Origin of the sequence: Acidaminobacter sp. (genome assembly GCF_030247605.1) — a bacterium.
Taxonomy (GTDB): Bacteria; Bacillota; Clostridia; order Peptostreptococcales; family Acidaminobacteraceae; genus Acidaminobacter.
The window spans coordinates 108,830-128,275 of the sequence record NZ_JAOTSB010000006.1; the positions used below are offsets into that span (position 1 = coordinate 108,830).

The 19,446-nt window shown below is 46.7% G+C and carries 16 protein-coding genes; 14 read left to right on the top strand and 2 right to left on the bottom strand.

Annotation, left to right across the window (positions count from 1 at the left end):
- The first annotated feature begins 40 nt into the window (after window positions 1-40).
- Window positions 41-2,134 carry a sigma 54-interacting transcriptional regulator gene (locus OEL90_RS04875; protein WP_300687339.1) on the top strand — a complete coding sequence of 698 codons (2,094 nt, stop codon included), beginning with the start codon at window positions 41-43 and terminating at the stop codon, window positions 2,132-2,134.
- 102 nt (window positions 2,135-2,236) lie between these two features.
- On the opposite strand, the gene OEL90_RS04880 is transcribed toward OEL90_RS04875, so the two are convergent.
- Both OEL90_RS04880 and OEL90_RS04885 read right to left on the bottom strand, forming a co-directional pair.
- The gene (locus OEL90_RS04880; protein WP_300687341.1) at window positions 2,237-3,367 is read right to left on the bottom strand and encodes an aminotransferase; all 1,131 of its coding nucleotides are present in this window, start codon (window positions 3,365-3,367) and stop codon (window positions 2,237-2,239) included.
- Window positions 3,368-3,406: 39 nt separating this feature from the next.
- Window positions 3,407-4,450, bottom strand: coding sequence for an ornithine cyclodeaminase family protein (locus OEL90_RS04885; RefSeq protein ID WP_300687343.1), 1,044 nt, complete (start codon window positions 4,448-4,450; stop codon window positions 3,407-3,409).
- A gap of 345 nt (window positions 4,451-4,795) precedes the next feature.
- Here OEL90_RS04885 and OEL90_RS04890 point away from each other — a divergent pair, with 345 nt between their 5' ends.
- The 13 genes from OEL90_RS04890 (at window position 4,796) to OEL90_RS04950 (ending at window position 19,364) form a co-directional block, all read left to right on the top strand.
- Window positions 4,796-5,962 carry an alanine dehydrogenase gene (locus tag OEL90_RS04890; RefSeq protein ID WP_291399769.1) on the top strand — a complete coding sequence of 389 codons (1,167 nt, stop codon included), beginning with the start codon at window positions 4,796-4,798 and terminating at the stop codon, window positions 5,960-5,962.
- A gap of 27 nt (window positions 5,963-5,989) precedes the next feature.
- Window positions 5,990-6,982: a dimethylarginine dimethylaminohydrolase family protein gene (locus OEL90_RS04895; protein ID WP_291399770.1), complete on the top strand. Its 993-nt coding sequence runs from the start codon at window positions 5,990-5,992 to the stop codon at window positions 6,980-6,982.
- A 120-nt stretch (window positions 6,983-7,102) separates the two neighbouring features.
- Window positions 7,103-8,728 carry an ABC transporter substrate-binding protein gene (locus tag OEL90_RS04900; protein WP_291399771.1) on the top strand — a complete coding sequence of 542 codons (1,626 nt, stop codon included), beginning with the start codon at window positions 7,103-7,105 and terminating at the stop codon, window positions 8,726-8,728.
- Window positions 8,729-8,829: 101 nt separating this feature from the next.
- Window positions 8,830-9,771 (top strand): ABC transporter permease, encoded by a 942-nt coding sequence (locus OEL90_RS04905; protein ID WP_291399773.1) that lies wholly within the window; start codon window positions 8,830-8,832, stop codon window positions 9,769-9,771.
- Window positions 9,772-9,783: 12 nt separating this feature from the next.
- Window positions 9,784-10,680, top strand: a complete 897-nt coding sequence (locus OEL90_RS04910; protein WP_300687359.1) for an ABC transporter permease — start codon at window positions 9,784-9,786, stop codon at window positions 10,678-10,680.
- A gap of 15 nt (window positions 10,681-10,695) precedes the next feature.
- Complete coding sequence (locus OEL90_RS04915; protein WP_291399775.1) at window positions 10,696-11,718, top strand: ABC transporter ATP-binding protein; 1,023 nt, start codon at window positions 10,696-10,698, stop codon at window positions 11,716-11,718.
- Window positions 11,708-12,685, top strand: a complete 978-nt coding sequence (locus OEL90_RS04920) for an ABC transporter ATP-binding protein (protein WP_291399777.1) — start codon at window positions 11,708-11,710, stop codon at window positions 12,683-12,685. Before OEL90_RS04915 ends, OEL90_RS04920 begins: the two co-directional genes overlap by 11 nt.
- Before the next feature lie 56 nt (window positions 12,686-12,741).
- Window positions 12,742-13,863: an alanine dehydrogenase gene (locus OEL90_RS04925; RefSeq protein WP_291399779.1), complete on the top strand. Its 1,122-nt coding sequence runs from the start codon at window positions 12,742-12,744 to the stop codon at window positions 13,861-13,863.
- A gap of 57 nt (window positions 13,864-13,920) precedes the next feature.
- On the top strand, window positions 13,921-15,306 hold the full coding sequence (gene argH / locus OEL90_RS04930; RefSeq protein WP_291399781.1) for an argininosuccinate lyase: 1,386 nt from the start codon (window positions 13,921-13,923) through the stop codon (window positions 15,304-15,306).
- A 186-nt stretch (window positions 15,307-15,492) separates the two neighbouring features.
- A complete protein-coding gene (locus OEL90_RS04935) occupies window positions 15,493-15,843 on the top strand; it encodes a DUF2200 domain-containing protein (RefSeq protein ID WP_291399782.1) in 351 nt (116 codons plus the stop codon).
- A 69-nt stretch (window positions 15,844-15,912) separates the two neighbouring features.
- Window positions 15,913-16,494, top strand: a complete 582-nt coding sequence (locus OEL90_RS04940) for a hypothetical protein (RefSeq protein WP_291399784.1) — start codon at window positions 15,913-15,915, stop codon at window positions 16,492-16,494.
- A 465-nt stretch (window positions 16,495-16,959) separates the two neighbouring features.
- Window positions 16,960-18,093 carry a M20 metallopeptidase family protein gene (locus tag OEL90_RS04945; protein ID WP_300687350.1) on the top strand — a complete coding sequence of 378 codons (1,134 nt, stop codon included), beginning with the start codon at window positions 16,960-16,962 and terminating at the stop codon, window positions 18,091-18,093.
- 35 nt (window positions 18,094-18,128) lie between these two features.
- The gene (locus OEL90_RS04950; protein ID WP_300687352.1) at window positions 18,129-19,364 is read left to right on the top strand and encodes an L-lactate MFS transporter; all 1,236 of its coding nucleotides are present in this window, start codon (window positions 18,129-18,131) and stop codon (window positions 19,362-19,364) included.
- Window positions 19,365-19,446: the final 82 nt, after the last annotated feature.

Here is a 19,446-nt window from a genome sequence, read left to right on the forward strand (position 1 = left end):
AAAACAACGTCAGTGTGTTGGAGAAAGGAAACTGTGTGAGATGAAAGAGGTCGCAGTCATTGCGTTTGAGCAGAGCTATGCGGATTTCATTAAAGGGTGCCTTGAAGTGTATCTTGGGAATCAGGCGAAATTTAATGCCTACTCGGCAAGAGAGATTGATCGCATGGACTATATCCGCGAAAAATACATTGCAATCTCAGGCTTCACGGTTTTTAAGAAAGTCTACGAGAAGATAAGAGAGTCCTCTGTGCTTCAAGCACTGCGGTTTACTTTGAGCAGAGAACAGATTGATATGCTTAAGGATCTGCCGGCAAGTGAAAAAATACTCTTGGTCAATATCGACTATAGAAAGTGTATGGAGGTCATTACCCAGATCTATGAAGCTGGATATAAAAATCTCGATTTGGTCCCCTACTATGGGGATGAAGATACGAGAGATAAAAGCATTGTGATTGCTATAACACCGAATGAGATGCAAATGATGCCGCCAGGCATGGAACGAGTCATAAATTTTGGGGAACGTGTACTGGATATCGAAAGTGTGATTGAACTCGCTGAAAAGATGGAAATTGACGGCATTTTCAATTCTGATGAAGCCAGAAAAGCAAAAAATGATGTCGTACTGACTTCCGGAGGTATTGCCAAACTGCTGGGGGAAAACGAGAACCTTCTGGATCAGATCAAAGCACTGATAGAACTAATGGAGGATGGCATCATTCTCACGGATCTGACGAGCCAAATCTACCTGGCAAATCAGAAAGCGAAAAACATGCTCAAAAACAAATCCGGAATTATAGAAGGATTTGCCATAGCGGATATTCTTCCTGAACTGAAGCTGGGTGATGACATCATGCCGCAAAAGACCACTGAAAAAATCGTCGCTATTGACGGTGTGAATCTGGTTATCAAGGTTTCGACGATTTATTCGGACAAATTGAAGCGGGGAAATATTATTACTCTGAGGAATTTCGAAGAGCTGGAGGACAGACAGCATTCAATCCGCTCAAGAATCTCAGGGAGTCGTCATGAGGCGAAATATGTTTTTAGCGACATCAAAGGAGAAAGTGCCAAAATCAAAGCATGCATAGAAAGCGCAAAGCGTATAGCCAGATCCGACGCTGCGGTGCTGATCACAGGGGAAAGCGGTACCGGCAAAGAAGTCTTTGCCCAGAGCATCCATAATGCCTCACATAGAAGCAAGTATAGCTTTGTGGCGCTGAACTGCTCTGCAATCCCTGAAAATCTGCTGGAAAGTGAAATGTTCGGATATGATGAGGGCGCCTTTACAGGGGCAAAGAAAGGCGGAAAAGCGGGACTGTTTGAAATTGCGCATAAGGGCACAATTTTTCTGGATGAAATTGGAGAAATGCCTATGGCGCTGCAAAGTAAACTGCTCCGTGTCTTAGAAGAGAAAAAAGTCGCCAGGATTGGATCAATTAAGTTGATTGACGTGGATACACGTGTAATCGCAGCTACCAATAGAAATCTTAAGGAAATGATCCAAGACAAAAAGATGAGGGAAGACCTATACTACCGACTGAACGTATTACCCTTGGAAACGCCTGGTTTGAGAGAACGAAAAGAGGACATTCCGGTATTGCTGGATCATTTTATGAAAGCAATGTGCGGAAAATGGACGTATTCACCTAAGGCAATGGAGTTGCTTTGCGATTACGATTGGCCGGGTAATGTACGTGAGCTTCGCAACGCCTCGGAATTTTTGTGCAGCCAAGATAAGATTTATATCGACACTGACGATTTGCCTGACTATATCACATTGAAAAAGGAAGCTTCAGAAGTCAATTACTCAGTCAAACCGGTTGTCGAGAAGCACCAAAACAACATGTTGTTCCTCCTGAGAGAAGGAAAGAAATTTGAAATGTTTGAAGGGATTTTAACTGTACTTAGCACTGAACAGGATAAGCGCCAGAAGTGGGGGCGAATCAAGCTGGAGGAAATTCTGACCCAGCATGGTTATGACTTTACGGAAACTGAAATCCGAAACGGCTTGAGAATCTTGAGCGAAATGGGGTACATAAAGTCTGCGAAGGGCAGAGGCGGCAGCCGGATCACGCTGGCCGGCGTTGACTTGCTGAAGGATATTGGAACCCTGAAGTCCGCATCAAGAATCTGAATAAGAGGTGCTATTATTTAATCAATCAACGCATAAAAGCGCGTCCCTCTCGGGAACGCGCTTTTATTTAATCGGGAATATTTTACTACGTGCACGAAAGCATTATGCTTCTGTGTGATCATACTTTCTGAGATATCTGCCTAAGGCTTCCAGCCCTGCTCTCAAATCCTTGGGATCGAAAGCGTAACCGATTCTTAAACATCTGCCCATGTCGAAGCAATCCCCGGGGGTCAGCATGACGCCCTCTTTTGCCATAAGGTCGTGGCACAGTTCTGTGGAGGAGAGATCCATGTCGTAGTAAAGCAGTGCGGTCGTACCGGCTTTTGGCCGTACATAGTCGATGTGCGGTTCGTTGGAGATCCATTCATCGAGAATTTCCAAATTCTCCTTAAGGATAGCTCTGCTTCTTGCGATAATTTTATCTTTGTGTTCCAGGGCGAAAGCCCCAATTATCTCGTCAATTTTTCCGCAGCTGATCATATTATAGTGACGAATGTCATAGGCAGCCTCAATGAGCTCTTTTGGCGCGACGAGCCATCCCAGTCTTAGACCAGCCAGTGAGAAGACCTTGGACATACTGCCGGTACTAATGCCCTTCTCATAAAGATCCACAACAGAAGGGGCATACTCGTCGTCATGATTCAGATGTCGGTAGACTTCGTCGCATAATAGCCAGGAATCCTGTTCTCTGGCGATTTTCACGATCTGTTGCATTGTCTTAGGATCTATCAGGGCTCCTGTCGGATTGTTGGGATTGTTGAAACAAATCAGTTTTGTTTCCGGTGTCACCGTTTCCCTAAGCTCGTTCAAATCAGGCTGAAATCCTTTGTTTCTTTGGAGCCAAACTGTTTTGACATTCGCGCCAAGGCTTTCGGGAATACTGGTGTGCTGCTGGTAGGTCGGAACAATGACGACGACCTCATCTCCTGGATTGACCAGGGTGTACAGGGCGAGGAAATTCGCGCCAATAGCGCCATTAGTGCTGAGGATCTGGTCGGGTTCCACGTTTTTATAGAGACTGGCTACACCTTCTCTGAACCTGCGGTTTCCCGGAATTTCACCATAGGTCATGCGCGCGTTTTTAATCAGGCCGTCCAGCGTGCCAGGTTCGCCGGTCAACAGCTCTAATTCGTTCAGCGTCAAGGAATCGACGCAGGTTTCGGCAATGTTGTATAAGCAGGTCGTTTCATATAAATCCATCCATCTTTCGACGCCAAATGGTTTAATGTTCAATATTATTCCCCCTTGATCCCAAGTCAGTCTTATGTTTCACTAGAAAGCCACACGAGTGCCAATAGGTGCAGTCTGCTCGCCAGCGGCCGCGTTTTCAAGCGCCAGAGCGCCGGTGGCAATGTCCTGAAGACCTATACCGGTGGAGTCGAACACAGTGATGTCCAATTCGCACGTCCGTCCTTGAATCCGTCCGGTGATAAGATCGCCAATCTCACCCAGAATCTCATCACTGGAAAGAATGCTCCGCTTTAATGCTGTCTCAACTTCCCCGACTGCCATAGCCTGTGTCAGATCATCCACAACGACTTTCGCGACGCTTATGATGTTCTCATCAATTTCTTGTTTGCCGGGCATATCCGAGCCCATGCAGCTGAAATGCGTGCCTGGCTTGACCCAATCCTTCATGATCAGCGGCCGCCTTGATGGCGTCGCGGTGATGATGATATCACTTTCCTTTACAGCAGCCTCAAGATTGAGCGCCGGTTCCAGGGTGATGCCGCGAGCGTTGAGTATGGAGGCCGTGATGCCGTGGTATTCTGCGCCTTTTAGTTCAAAGGAGCTGCAGAACTCAACAGCGCGTTCCGGATTCATGGGGTTATGAACGAGGATGCGTTTAAGCGTATCCGAAACTGTGATGGCTGCTGAGATCTGATAAGCCGCCTGATGTCCTGTACCCACCATCAGCAAGGTTTCGGAATTCTCTCTGGCGAGATATTTAATGCCTATGGCACCTGCCGCGCCTGTACGCATGCCGGTCACATGCTCTCCGTTGATCAAGCCGAGCGGTTTGCCGGTGGAAAGGTCAAAGAGCAATATGGCGCCGGTCAGAGCGGGAAGCCCTTTTGGGGGATTGTCGCCAAACCAGCTGACGAGTTTTAACCCATAGACCTGTTGTTCTCTGAGACAGCCGGATTTGATGTCCATGTCTGCTTTGCCTGGCTCGAATTCGTAGAAAACCATGGGCCAAACTGCGGCGGTGTGGTTGGCTTTTTCCGTGTATACGCCTTCAATACGGGAGATTACGTCCTTCATGGTGAGCAGCCGTTCGGTATCTTCGTGCGTTAGAACTTGGATTTCGTACATCTTCATCCCTCCGGGTCACTATTTAAAATCAGTGCAGCAAAAAAGAAGTGCCTCCATTTTCATTGCTCCATAGACGGTTAATATCATGCGTGTGCCACCTCATTTTTTATTTACCATAATTTTAAAGTTTTGTCCATTTCCTCGAAGAATTCACTATTAAGCATAAATAGGCTTATTGGGCTTAACAAAAGCCATATAAACCTAAAAAATACAAAAAACATCAAAAAAACGCGTATTATTGTATGGCATGATAATTGCTCTATCTATAAACGTCGTTAAAATATCTGAAAATACAAAACCGTCAGTTTATTATTGATTCATAACTTAAAACGCAGGAGGGTTATTATGATATTCGGCATTCTTAAGGACATAAAGGAAGGTGAAAACAGAGTCATCTGCACCCCAATGGAAGTTCGCAGCATTGTTGCATCCGGACATCAGGTTCTGGCTCAAAAAAACTGCGGATTAGGGTCGAATTTTACAGATGATCAATATCGCGACGCAGGTGCTGAGATTGTCGATACCATGGAAGAAATGTATCGGCGCTGTGATATGGTAGCAAAAGTCAAAGAATTTGAACCGGTTGAATTTGATTTAATCAGAAAAGATCAAATCCTTCTGGGCTGCATCCATCCAGCGGGACACCCTGAAGAGGTAGACGCAATCCTGAAAAGCGGATGTATCGCTTTTACGGCTGAAGATTCCCACCGCTATGGCTCGCCGAATTGTGAGGCTGCGGGAAAACAAGGCGCCTTGTTCGGCTTGGAATCCATGCTGACCATCAACGGCGGAAAAGGAAAGTATGTTGGGGGCTTCGTTGGTGCGCCTGGCATGAACGTCCTCATTATGGGCGCCGGAATCGTCGGACAGGGCGCTCTGGAAGTTTTATACGCACTGGGTGCAAACTGTACGGTTATGGATATAAATGTGGGCGTGCTGCGCTCCACCTCTGCGAAATACAACGGAAAAATCAATACCATGTTTTGTAATCAGGAAACGATTGCATCTGTTTTGCCTCAGACGGATATGGTGCTCAATTGTGTCAAATGGCCAAAGCAGCGAAAAGATTTCCTCATTACCAGAGAGATGCTGAAGCTCATGGAGCCGGGTTCTGTATTGGTTGACATCAGCAATGATGATCCGGGTGCTATTGAGAGCAGCCATGAGACCCATCATGACAATCCTCGCTATGTTGAGAATGGTATAGTTCATTATTGTGTGTCTAATATCCCTGGTGCTGTTGCCTACAGTACCTCTGTCTCTTATGCTGCCATCATGCTGCCTTTAATTCTGAGCATATTGAACAATGGTGTCGAAGAAACGTGTGTGGCGGATGGCTACTATCGGAGGAGCCTCACTGCCTATAAAGGCTACCTGACCCACGAAGAAACTTCTGCAATTCAAGGAAAGCCGTGGATCCAGCCTGAGATAATTCTCGGCATTCAGGACAGGAAGCTGGATTTGGCACCAAATGCAACCAGTTCACGTTCAAAAAATTACATAGAGCTCTAATCCGTTATTAAAAATGAGGAGGCTGTCATGAGCGACATGGTTCTGGATTTCGATCAACTTGTCAAAGAAGGAAAGCCGCTGCCGGATCTTCAGGCCATCAGGGGTGAACGCTGGTTCGCTCTGGAAACCAGTTCTGAAGAAGACATGGTGCCTTACTGGGGTGGAGACTGGGGCTGCGCATCAGAGTACAACCGACTTCGGGCAGTACTGCTGCACAGGCCTGGAAATGAGCTCAGCAGCTTTGACTTTGACAAGGTCCGCTTCAGGGAGCCCGTGGATCCTGTCAAATTTCAGGCACAGCATGATCTGCTGGCGGAATATTACAGAGCTCAAGGCGTGACGGTTTATTACACGGAAAAGGTTCGAGAAGACAGACCTAACGCGGTATTCTGCCGCGATAAGTTGTTTATGACACCTGAGGGCGCTATTGTCTGCAGACTGGCCATGGCAGAACGACGGGGCGAAGAGCGCTACGTTTCTGAGGCACTTGGAAGAATTGGCGTTCCTATCGTCAGAACAATTTCTGGCCGAGGGATCTTTGAGGGCGCCAATGCCATGTGGGTCGACCGTCATACCTGCATCCTGTCACTCAGTGTTCGTGCCAACCGTGAAGGCTATGATCAAATGGAATATGAGCTCAGGCGCCAGGGTGTCACAGAGATTATCCCAATGCAGATTCCCTATGGGCATGCGCATATTGATGGACTGCTCAATCTGGCTTCACCTGAGGTAGCAGTGATCCATTCCAGCCAGGTTCCTTACATTGTGGTGGATACTCTCAAAAAGAAAGGGTATAAAATCATCGAGACACCTTCCCAAACGGAGGCAAAATATGGTTACTCCGTGAACTTTGTCGCCATTGAGCCCGGCCATGTCGTGACGACTGTGGGCTCGCCGAGAACGGTTGAACTGCTGGAAAAGGCCGGAGTTAGAGTTGATGTTTTGGATTTGTCGGAGTTGAACAAGGGCAAAGGCTCTGTGCACTGCATGACTGCATTTCTGAAAAGAGATTCTCAATAAGCTGAAAAAACAGAATTTTGTGATAGTTCTTCATCCGTGGTATGAAGTATGTTTCAGTTTGAATTAACATCGTGATGATAACCATCATGAATGTTGATCATAATTAAAGGGGGAAAACAAATGAACAAAAAGCGCTTACTGTCACTTTTACTTATGTTCCTGATGCTGGTGTCTGTATTGGCAGGCTGCGGACAGACAACTGAGCCAAGTGAGGAACCAGGCGGTACTGAAACGCCGGCCGTGAACCCTGATGAAGAGATTCTGACCATCAGGAAGACCGCTTCACTCCAGTCAACAGATTGGGAAGCAACCACCAACACCTTCGACATGCAGATCATGTGGGTACAGGTTTTTGAAAGTCTCTACACAATTGATGAAGCAGCCGGCGGTTATCAGAACCAGCTTGCCAAAGAAGTGGCCATCAGCGACGACGGCTTGACCTACACAGTTACACTGCAAGACGCTTCTTTCCAGAACGGAGATCCTTTAAAGGCATCTGACGTTGTCTTCAGCTACAAACGCGCAATGGAAAACTCCCGTTTCAACTATGTTACATCTATGATCAAATCTGTTGAAGCAACAGATGACAAGACGGTTGTTTTCACGCTTGACTACCCTTACTCCGCAATCTCACACACCTTCTGGTCTATCAAGATCTCAAGCGAAAGAGAAGTCACAGAGCAGGGCGAAGCATTTGGTACTGTGCCGCACACTGCAGCGACAGGCCCGTACATCATCACGGAGTATGATGTGGCATCCGGCTTAAAGTTAAAAGCTAATGAAAATTATTGGAAAGGTGTACCTAATATTAAAAACGTCGAATACATCGTCATTTCTGATGACGCAGCTGCGGTTATTGCGTTTGAGAACGACGAACTTGAATACTTACCAGATGCACCGCTCTCTGAGTGGGAATCTCTGGTAGCTGCTTCAGGTGAAAACAACTCACTTACAAAAGGCAACAACATTCGCTTCATGGCAATCAACTATCTCTCTCCAACAAACAACAATATTCTTGGAAATTTGAAAGTTCGCGAAGCAATATTCTACGCAATCAACAAAGACAACATTAACGCAGCTGCAGCCAGCGGCTACGGAGCGCCAGCTTATGAATATATGCCTCACGAATATGTTGCAACATCACCTTCATTTGAAGATGGCGGATTCAAGATTTATGACTATGATCCTGAAAAAGCTAAGTCCATGCTTAAAGAAGCTGGTTTCACTGATGCGCAAATCGCAGAAGGCATTGATGTTGGCACGCTGATGACTTACGGCGCAGCAACAGCTGAAAAAGCAAAAGCAACTCAAGTTATCCAGGCAAATCTGGCTGAAGTTGGCTTAAAGTGCGAGATTTATGTTGCTGAGGCAGCACAGGTCACACCTAAGCTCTACGCACAAGATTATGATATGTGTATTTTTGGAGACAGCGGAAACTATGACTTCAATAATATCCGACAACAGGTCCATTCAGAGTCTACTGGCATGTACGTTGTCAAATACGCAGATGAAAAGAGTCCGTTGGATTATAAGAGACTCGAAGAGTTAGTCGCCCTTGGCGTCTCAACTGCGGATGTCGATGCGCGCCTTGACTATTACACAGAGCTCTGGTCAATGGTCATGGATTCTGCTACGATTCTTCCTTTGTACCACAATCCGGTTGGGATCGTATGGTCATCCAAGCTGGATCCGGGCGGATTATCCCCAACTTACTACCATATTTATAATTTTAAATGGGTTGAATAATCTAAAGTAGTCAGCAGAAAAAATACAGACTATCATCGACAAGTATGGCATTCCCGTGGTTGATGTGTGGGGATGCCATACTTTATAAAGGAGATTCGATTATGTACAGATATGTCATTAAGAGACTCCTGTTTCTTATTCCGACAATATTGGGCGTCACGCTGATTATTTATGCCGTCATGAGCATCACACCCGGAGATCCCGGCCGGGCGATGCTGGGAACAAGCGCCCTTCAGGCTGACGTAGATGCCTACAATGCAGCGCTGGGCTATAATCTGCCATTTCCAATCAAGTACTTCAACTATGTTAAAGCCATGGTCATAGATCAGGATTTTGGGTTTTCGTACCTGACAAAACAGCCGGTGTTTGATGAGATCTGGCCGAGATTCCTTGAAACTCTAAAACTGGCATTTCTGGGTGTTTTCATTGCAGCTTCAGTGGGGATTCCCTTTGGGATCTATGCCGCTGTCAAACAGTATTCTCTTTGGGATACGGTCCCATCATTAGTAGCCTTTTTTATGGCGGCGTTCCCTTCTTTTGTCCTTGGACTCCTATTTTTGTATTTCTTCTCGTTAAAGCTGAATTTGCTGCCTTCCTATGGTATTGGTTCCTTTGAACACTACATAATGCCAGCGCTTGCAATTTCTATTCCGCCTGCAGCACAAAACATGCGTTTCACTAAATCCTCCATGCTTGAAGCGATCCGGCAGGATTACGTTCGGACGGCTCGGGCTAAAGGCGCCGCAGAGCGGACGGTAGTATGGAAACACGCGCTGAGGAATGCACTGCTTCCGGTTGTCACACAGATTGGTCTGAGCTTGGGCGTTTTGATCGCAGGCGCGGTTGTAGCGGAAAAAATATTTTCAATACCCGGCATTGGAAGTCTGATTGTAGACCGCATTGCTTACAAGGATGAGCCAGTGATCATTGCAGGCACAATTCTCATCTCCATATGCTTCACGCTTGTCATGCTGCTTGTGGACATCATCTATGCGTTTGTTGATCCTCGCATTCGCGCAAAATATTCCAATACAAAGGGGTAGACTATCGTGGAAATGAAAATGAACCCTCAAAAGGTCGAGTCCACGACAGTGGATAACTTCAAGCGTCCCAGCCAAACCAAAGAAATTTGGAGGAGATTCAGTAAAAGCAAGGGCGCAGTTATTGGCTTTGTCTTATTTTCGATTATTGCAATAATGCTGCTGGCAGCGGATTTTATCGTGCCATATGAAGCCGCCATAAAACAGGATTTCACCCAACAGTTGGCTGCGCCTTCTCGAGAACACTTCTTCGGAACGGATGGCTACGGCAGGGATGCTTTCGCACGACTCCTGCATGGCGGGCGGACATCGCTGAGTATAGCACTGTTGGCTACCTTCTCGTCAGCCGTGCTGGGCAGTGCCCTCGGCGCTATTTCCGGATATTTTGGCGGCAAAGTGGACAGTTTTATTATGCGCAGCCTGGATATCTTTATGTCTGTACCTGATATTCTCTTTACCATGGCCGTGGTCTATGCGCTGGGCGCGAACTTCACCAACCTTTTATTCGCGCTCACTCTGGCCTATTTTACAAACTATGTGCGCTTAGTCCGGTCTCAGGTGCTGAATCTCGCGGAGCAGGATTATGTTGAAGCTGCCCGTGCAGGCGGATCGGGGAGTACGAGAATTATTTTGTCGCACATCATTCCGAATGCAGTTGGTGTCATCATTGTCAATACGACCTTAAATGTCGCGAAAATTATACTGTATGAGTCAACGCTGAGTTTTCTTGGACTTGGAATGCCGCCTCCACAGCCTGAGTGGGGCTTGATGCTTTCTGAAGCGCGTGAATTTATGCGTACGGCACCATGGCTGATGTTTTTTCCGTCGGCAGCCATTGTTATTACCGCTGCCTCGATCAACTTAATGGGAGATGGCCTGCGCGACGCGCTGGACCCTCATCTGAAATCATAGCCGGGAGGTTTATTCATGGCGCACACAGAAATCCAAAACATACTTGAAATCAGAGACCTCAAGGTTATTTACAAAACGGATCTCGAGGTAGTTGAAGCTGTCAATGGTCTGGATCTGACTATTGGAAAAGGTAAGACGCTGGGTCTTGTCGGCGAGACGGGTGCGGGAAAAACGACTACAGCGCTGTCGATTCTCAAACTCCTGCCATCCATCACCGGCCGGATTCTGCAGGGTGAGATTTATTTCGATGGAGAAGATATCCTTAAAAAAAGCGAGCACGACATGCAGTCCGTACGGGGAAACCGAATTTCAATGGTATTTCAAGATCCTATGACAAGTTTGAATCCTGTTCTGACGGTAGGTGATCAAATTGCGGAAGCGGTTCAGCTGCATAATCCCGACATGTCAAAAGAACAGATCAACGAGCGCGTCGCGGCCACACTCAATATGGTAGGCATCATGCCTTCTCGAAGCGGTGATTACCCGCATCAGTTTTCCGGAGGGATGAAGCAGCGCGTGGTCATTGCCATGGCGCTTTCCTGTGAGCCTGAACTGTTGATCGCGGACGAACCGACAACGGCACTGGATGTCACGATTCAGGCTCAAGTCTTGACCATGATCCGGGAACTGCGTGACAGACTGGGGACTTCCATGTTGATGATCACCCATGATTTGGGAATCGTAGCCCAAACTTGTGATGATGTCGCGGTCATGTACTCCGGCATCATTATCGAAGCGGGGACTGCTGAGGATATTTTCTTAGGAGACAAGCACCATCCTTATACGGTGGGGCTGTTCAATTCAATTCCGAACCTCGATATTAAATCTGATCGCCTTAATCCTATTACAGGGCTTATGCCTGACCCGACAAATCTTCCAAAAGGGTGTGTATTCGCTCCGCGCTGTAATCACCAAATGGAGATCTGTCTGGAAGCGCGTCCGGGTGTTTTTGAAGAGGGGACTCACAAGATCAGGTGTTACTTATTCTCTGAAGCGGCAGGCAATTCAAAGGCAGGTGTGGATCTAAATGCTGAATGATAATCAGACTGTACCTTTACTTGAAACTGTAGAGCTTCGCAAGCTGTTTAAGTTAAAAGGCGGTTCGAATCTCCATGCGGTGGATGGCATCAATATGAAGATCTATGCAGGAAAAACCCTGGGTGTTGTAGGGGAATCCGGCTGCGGAAAATCTACGCTGGGCAGAACCATCCTAAAATTGCTTGAGCCGACCTCCGGACAGATTCTGTTTGAAGGAAATGATATAACTAAATACTCAGTCAGCAAGATGAGACCCGTACGAAAGGATATGCAAATCATTTTTCAAGATCCCTATTCGTGCATAGATCCAAGGAAATCCGTCATAGAGATCATCTCGGAATATATGTTTATCCATAAACTCTACAAGTCCAGAGTGGAAACCTTTAACAAGGCAGCTGGTCTTATGGACATGGTCGGTCTGGCCAGACGGTACGCGAACTCTTATCCCCATGAGCTGGATGGCGGACGCCGTCAGCGCATAGGCATAGCCAGGGCGTTGTCACTCAATCCGAAATTCATTGTTTGCGATGAACCGGTTTCAGCGCTGGATGTTTCTGTACAAGCGCAAAACCTGAACCTTTTAATGGACATACAGGATGAGCTTGGCTTGGCTTATATGTTCGTGACTCATGACCTGTCTGTGGTCAAACACATCTCTGATGACATTATGGTCATGTATCTTGGGAAATGTGTCGAAAGAGCGACCTCGGACGAGTTGTTTGCAAATCCGCAGCACCCTTACACCAAAGCGCTGCTGGCGGCTATTCCAAAGCCTGATATCCGGATGCGCAATAAGGAATTCCAGTTGATTAAAGGGGAAGTGTCCAGTCCGGTTAATGTAAAACCCGGCTGTCGATTCGCCTCCCGGTGTGACTATGCGGTTCCTGAGTGTTCGCAGCGCGACCCTGACTTTGTTGAGACATCGCCGGAGCATTTTGTGGCGTGTTATATTGTCAACGGCAGATAAACCAAAGGCTGTCATGGGTGTCATGACTGGCTGATTTGAGACGGGAGAGCGAAACAATGATCATCGGCATACCTAAAGAGATCAAGAAGAATGAATGTCGCGTTGCCGCGATACCTTCTGCAGCAGCGCTGTTTGTGAAAAATGGACATACTGTGCTTGTGGAGCCTTCCGCAGGTCTTGGCAGCGGATATCCAGACGAGGCGTATGTCAGAGCCGGCGCGCAGATAACGCCTCGAGAGGCGCTTTACGAAGGCTGCGACATACTGTACAAGGTTAAGGAAATAGAGGCTTCGGAATATGATCTGCTTCACGAAAATCAGATCGTGCTGTCCTATCTGCATTCAAACGCGCACAGGGAAATGACAGAAGAGCTTCTCAAACGCGGCATAACCGGACTGTGCTATGAGGACGTGGATGATGAGCGCGGGGAATTCCCAATGCTGGCACCCATGAGTATACTAGCCGGGAAAGGTGGGTTTTTGGCAGCGCTTCATTTTTCTCAAAGCGTTCATGGGGGCAGAGGGCTATTGCTCAGTAGAGTTGCTGGCTTAGCAACACCCGAGATCACCATAATTGGATGTGGATGGTCGGGGATTGGGGCTGCTGAGCTTGCCGCGGCCTTCGGCAATAAGGTGACCATGCTGGAGATCAGTAAAAAAGCAATGGAAAATGCACAGGCTAAATTGCCGGTCAACGTTGAACTGTTGTATTCGAACAGGGAAAATTTAGAGACTTGCCTTAAGCGTACGGATGTGCTCATCAACTGCATCCTGTGGCCTAAGACTCGAAAGGACCATTTGGTCTTTAGAGAGGATTTAAAGCTCATGAAGAGCGGGGCTATGATCATTGATGTCGCCTGCGATGACGCAGGCGCTATTGAAACCTGCAGAAGCACCTCTCATGACGCCCCGATCTATTTTGAAGAAGGAATCCTCCATTACGCGGTGGACAATATCCCGTCCGGATTCGCGGAGACGGCGTCGCAAATGCTGTCCGCGGCAACGCTGCCCTATGCGCTGGAAATCGCAAATCACGGCATTGTGGAGGCGCTGAAAAAAGACCCTCATTTGAGGCGCGGGCTAACGACCTACAAAGGCATGCTGACGCTGAAAGAAACAGCGGATAAGCATGGTATCCCATATGTCGATCCCCTTGTGGCTATCAGCCGTGAACAATAGATTCTGTTTGTCACAATAAACGGGCGGCGAAAGACACCGGCCTAGGAGGCGTTCTGCATGTCTAACCTTTGGGGTGGACGGTTCTCAAAGCAGATGGAGCACTTTACCGCGGATTATAACGAATCCATCAGCTTCGATCACAAACTTTACCAATACAGTATTATGGGAAGTAAAGCTCACGTCAGGATGCTGGCGGAGCAAGGCATAGTGAGCCATGACATTTGCGAGGAAATTCTTCGGGGTCTGGCTGTTGTTGAGAATAAATTGGACCGAAATGAGGTTGAATTCAGTTTTCTTGATGAGGACATCATGATGATCATCGAGAAGGAGCTCATAAAAGAGATCGGTGAAGCCGGAAAGTATCTGCATACTGCCCGAAGCCGAAATGATCAGAATGCCGTGGACGAAACGCTGTTTTTGCGGGATGCGGTGAAGAAGACTATTGGCCATCTTAAAGATTTGCTGGAAGTCATTACCATCAAAGCTGAGGAAGAGGCTCATAAGATTATGCCTGGCTTTACGCATTTGCAGCATGCTCAGCCCATTACGGCGGGATTTTACTACATGGCCCATTTTCAAGGTCTGAAGCGGGACGTGGAGAGATTTCAGGAATCCTTGAGACGACTGGATGTCAATCCTCTCGGTGCTTGCGCTATGGCGGGGACGACGCTTCCGACGGATCGCATGATCACTTCCAGGCTGCTGGGGTTTGCGGCAACCTCAGAAAACGCGATGGATACTGTCGCGAACCGGGATGGCATAGCTGAATACCTTTTCAACGCAGCGCTATGTATGACCCATTTAAGCGGATTTGCAGAGGAGATCATTGTCTTCAACTCTCAAGAATTCAATTTTATTACCATTGACGACAGCTTCTGTACAGGCAGCAGCATCATGCCTCAGAAGAAGAATCCGGATATTGCGGAACTCGTCAGAGGCAAGGCCGGCAGGGCGATTGGAAACCTGGTCACGCTGTTGACGGTGCTCAAGGGTACTTTTCTGACGCTGAACAAGGATTATCAGGAGGATAAGGAAGCGCTCTTCGACAGCATCCACACGCTGGATCGGACGCTGTTTATCTTTGCCAGAATGCTGGAGCATATGACATTCAACGAGGACGTGCTGAGAGCGCAGCTGAAAAAAGGTTTTATTGAAGCGACTGATCTCGCAGAATTTCTGGTCCTTCAGCAAATCCCATTCAGGGAGGCCCATGAGATCGTCGGCAGGCTGGTCAAATATTGCGAAAGCAGAGGGATGACATTTGAGGAGGTTGGGAAAGCTGATTTGATTCAAGTTGGTTTTCCTGTCGAGCTTGAAAATTTGTCCCAGTTCAGTGTTGAAAACTGTATCGCCAACAGAAATAGTTTTGGAGGTACGTCTTTTACGGAGGTCGAGAGGCAGATTGTGAATGCGAAAATGTTCACAGCCGGGATTGCGACCTGACACTAATTTGTTCCCCTTTTGGCCATTGTCAATTTGTGTTAAGCCCTTTTGATTTTGGGTTTAGTCAGTTGACAATGGTCTTTTATTTGACAAAAATAAGACCGGAAGGGTACTTCCAAAACCAAGTGGGTATCAATAATTGTAAAATGAGAACCAATTTCAAAAACCTATAAGTGAGGTAGGAGAATGAACAAAAATCGTTTCTATACAATGACCTTTGCAAGCGTCTATCCAATGTACATTGCTAAAGCGGAGAAAAAAGGGCGCACCAAAGCGGAGGTGGATGAAATTATCTGCTGGCTGACAGGGTACAGCCTGGAGGATTTGGAAGCCCAAATTGAACAAAAAAATGATTTTGAGACCTTTTTTACGCAGGCGCCAAAGATGAATCCTTCCCGGGATTTGATCAAAGGTGTGATTTGCGGCGTTCGGGTGGAGGAGATAGAGGATCCCATTGTACGCGAAACACGTTACCTGGATAAACTGATTGATGAGCTGGCAAAGGGAAAGGTCATGGATAAGATTTTGAGGAAGTAAGGTTGATGGTCAGGTGACCATCGGCAAAAGTCTTCAAGAGGTACTTCGGAAGTGAATGGAGTGATCCGGATGAAACTGAAGAAAAAAAAGAAGAAGCTCACTGAAAATTATTACAGAGACAAGGAGACGGACGCTTATATCATTCCGATCTGGCTGGACAGTTATGATGATGTTTTTGACGACTGGGACCCGTCCCCGTTTAAAATGCGGGACATTGAAGACGAGTTTCTGGACTTTTTGTGGGATTCGGTTGAAGACATACCGAAACGCGATGAAATCATTTTTGAGTTTTTCATTCCGACATCCCTTAAGAATGCTCAAAAAGAGCAGATTTTAGTCAGTGCACTGAAGCACCATTTTGACTATATGGAGATACGAAATGAGAAAAAGCTTCAGAAGGAACGGCTTGAAGCCATGAAATACTTTGCCCTTGGTATTTTTTTCTTCATCATTGCTTATATGGGGCCTTTTAAGGCGGACACGCTGGCAGTCCGGATCATGGAGGACGGTTTGTTTGTAGGGGGATGGGTTTTCATGTGGGAGACCTTTTCGAACTTATTCATAGAGTCCAGGGAATTTAATGAGGAGCGGCATATCATCAGGCGGTTCATGAAGGCAAAGGTCAGGTTTGTGGAGAAGGGGGCCCGCTGACCTAGCAGCCTGTTTAGGGGTGACATTAAACTGAGTCCGGATTTGTGGATTCAGTTTTTTTGGCGTGAGGCGGAAGGGGGAATGATGAGCAGGGTGATCGCGCATTAGTATCGCAAGATGCGTTCTTTTCGGTATTTGAATTGTAAAAATAAATTTACAATCAACATAACCATTTTTACGAAGTGGCAGAATTTCATAAGTTCATCCAATGAGCCACAATGTGAGATGAAAGGAAATCAATCACAATAATGATTTGTGCGTGCGCCTCAAACTCTGCCACACCTGCAAATTCAGAGTGCTTGGCTGGTGCGGGCCAATAAGTGGCTGACTTGGTCTTTCGCGAAACTTTGCCGTAAGAGGAATAGTTTTATATTGGCATCGATATTGCATTAGTAAGCATCAAATTAATGCACACAAACTATTCCGGTCAAAAGACTATTTGCGAAAATAAAGGGGTTGGACATTTTGGAACAACAGAACCTGGCGCTGGTGATAGGGCTGCGCCGCGAGCTTCATCAGCACCCTGAGCTTTCCAATCATGAAACGTGGACAAAGCAGCACCTGATCGATTTTCTCAAAGCCAATACAAAACTGGAGATCATTGACCGCGGCCGATGGTTTTATGCCGTGTATCGTGCAGGTGAGCACAAAAAGAACATAGCATTCCGCGCGGACTTCGACGCCATTAAGATGAACGAGGGTATTGAGCTGCCTCATGCTTCTGTTTTTCCCGGCATTTCTCACAAATGCGGCCATGACGGTCATTCTGCTTCACTGGCGGGCTTTGCTCTGGAAATAGATCAAAAGGGCGCTGACAAGAATATCTTCTTTCTCTTCCAGCACGCGGAGGAAACCGGCGATGGTGCGGCGGAATGTGCTGTGTTCATAAAAGAAAACGGCATTGAAGAAATCTTTGCTTACCACAACATGAGCGGCATGGCCCTTAAATCCATTAATGTCATTGATGGCGCGAGCAACTGCGCTTCAAAAGGGATGATCATTCAAATGGAGGGAAGACCTTCTCATGCCAGCGAGCCCGAGAAAGGTGTCAATCCGGCGTTTGCCTTTGCGAAAATTATCGACGCTATTCCTGATTTTATTGCACCGGAAAAAAATGAGGGCATGGTGCTTTGTACCGTCATCCAGGTTAATGTGGGAGAGAAAGCGTTTGGTGTCAATGCCAGCAGGGGGGAACTTCTGCTGACGATCCGCGCGCTTTATGAGGCGGAAATGGACCGGCTGGAGCAAAACCTCGAGAAGCTGGCATCCTCACTGGCAGAAGACCAGGGAATGACGGTCAGCTTCTCCTATCAGGATTACTTCCCGGAGACTTTTAATCACAAAGAGAGCTCGGACAAGATCAGAAAAGCCGCTGACAGCAAGGGCTTTGAAGTTGTGGAAATGGCGGAGGCGTTCCGGGGCTCTGAAGATTTTGGTCATTATCTTAAGGAGACTAAAGGCGCGATTTGTTATATTGGCAATGGAATGGATTACCCTAACATACATTCCTTTAAATATGATTTTAATGATGAAATCATCGAGACTGCGGTGGAATTGTTTAAAGCGCTCGCAGAAATGCAAGGTGAAGAGGACAACTAATTTAGGAACTGCTCAAAGATCAGGAGGCAATAATCATGAATTATGAATCTAAACGGTGGATCATGCTGATCGCTGGTGTTGTAATAAATATTTGCGTTGGCTTTGGCTATGCATGGAGTGTTTTCCAAAACCCTTTGATGCAACAGTTTGGCTGGAATGCGATTCAGGCATCTCTGGCGTACACTTTGGTCATGGGGGTCTCCGCTTTACCCATGGCATTGGTTGGTATGGCACAAGCTTATATATCACCGCGTGCTCTTGTTTTCGCAGGGGGTCTTCTTTTGGGTGGTTCAGTATTTTTTTCTGGATCAATCCAATCTCTTGCCCAGTTATATTTAGTTTATGGCATAGGCGTTGGACTGGGTGTTGGCATTGTTTATTCAGGAAGTCTGTCCAATATGGTCAGATTTTTCCCGGATAAACGCGGATTTTGTTCTGGTGCTATGGCTGCTGGCATGGGCAGTGGCGCGGTCATCATTGCCCCGCTGGCTGCAGCACTGATCTCGAATTTTGGTGTTATGCCTAGTTTTAGGATTATTGGCACTGCTTTCATAATAATTATTTGCGGGCTTTCGTTACTCATTGATACCGCGCCGCAAGACTACGCCCCTAAGGGATGGACACCCAAGAAAACCACAGCAGCCTTTAACGGAGCAGATAAGGATTGGAAGGCTATGCTGAAAGATCCGATATTCTACTTAATGGCAGGGATCTTTACAACGGGGACAACCTCCGGTGTTATGATTATTGGACACGCCTCCCCAATGTTTCAGGAAATCATGAATTTTACGCCGCAGAAAGCTGCGGCTATGCTTGGATTCCTAGCGCTGTGTAATACTCTTGGCAGACTATTCTGGGGATGGACTTCTGACAGGATTGGCCGACTGAAAACGATTAATTTTTTATATGCCATTACGGCCTTCTCACTGTTGGGTTTGATTTACTTTACAGGGCAATATCTTTTTGTAGTGATGGTTATGTTCATAGGCACTTGTTATGGCGGTTTTATGTCAATGATCGCCTCTTTAACTGCGGATACTTTTGGATCAAAAAACCTTCCCATCAACTTTGGGATTATGTTCCTGGCTTATGGATTTGCAGCTTTTATAGGGCCGCGTATGGCTGCTGTTATAAAAATTATGAATAATGGTGATTATTCACTCGCTTTTATTATTGCCATTCTAATGTGCCTGGCGGGCATTGTCCTTAACTTGGTCACCGTGAAGAAATTAAACAAAGAACGACCTGCGCCCCAAGTTCAAAACTATTAGTACATACTCCAGAGGAATGGATTTCTATCCAAATCTTGAAATGCGAATCAAGTACTTAGCTGTCATAAATTTATTTTGATCT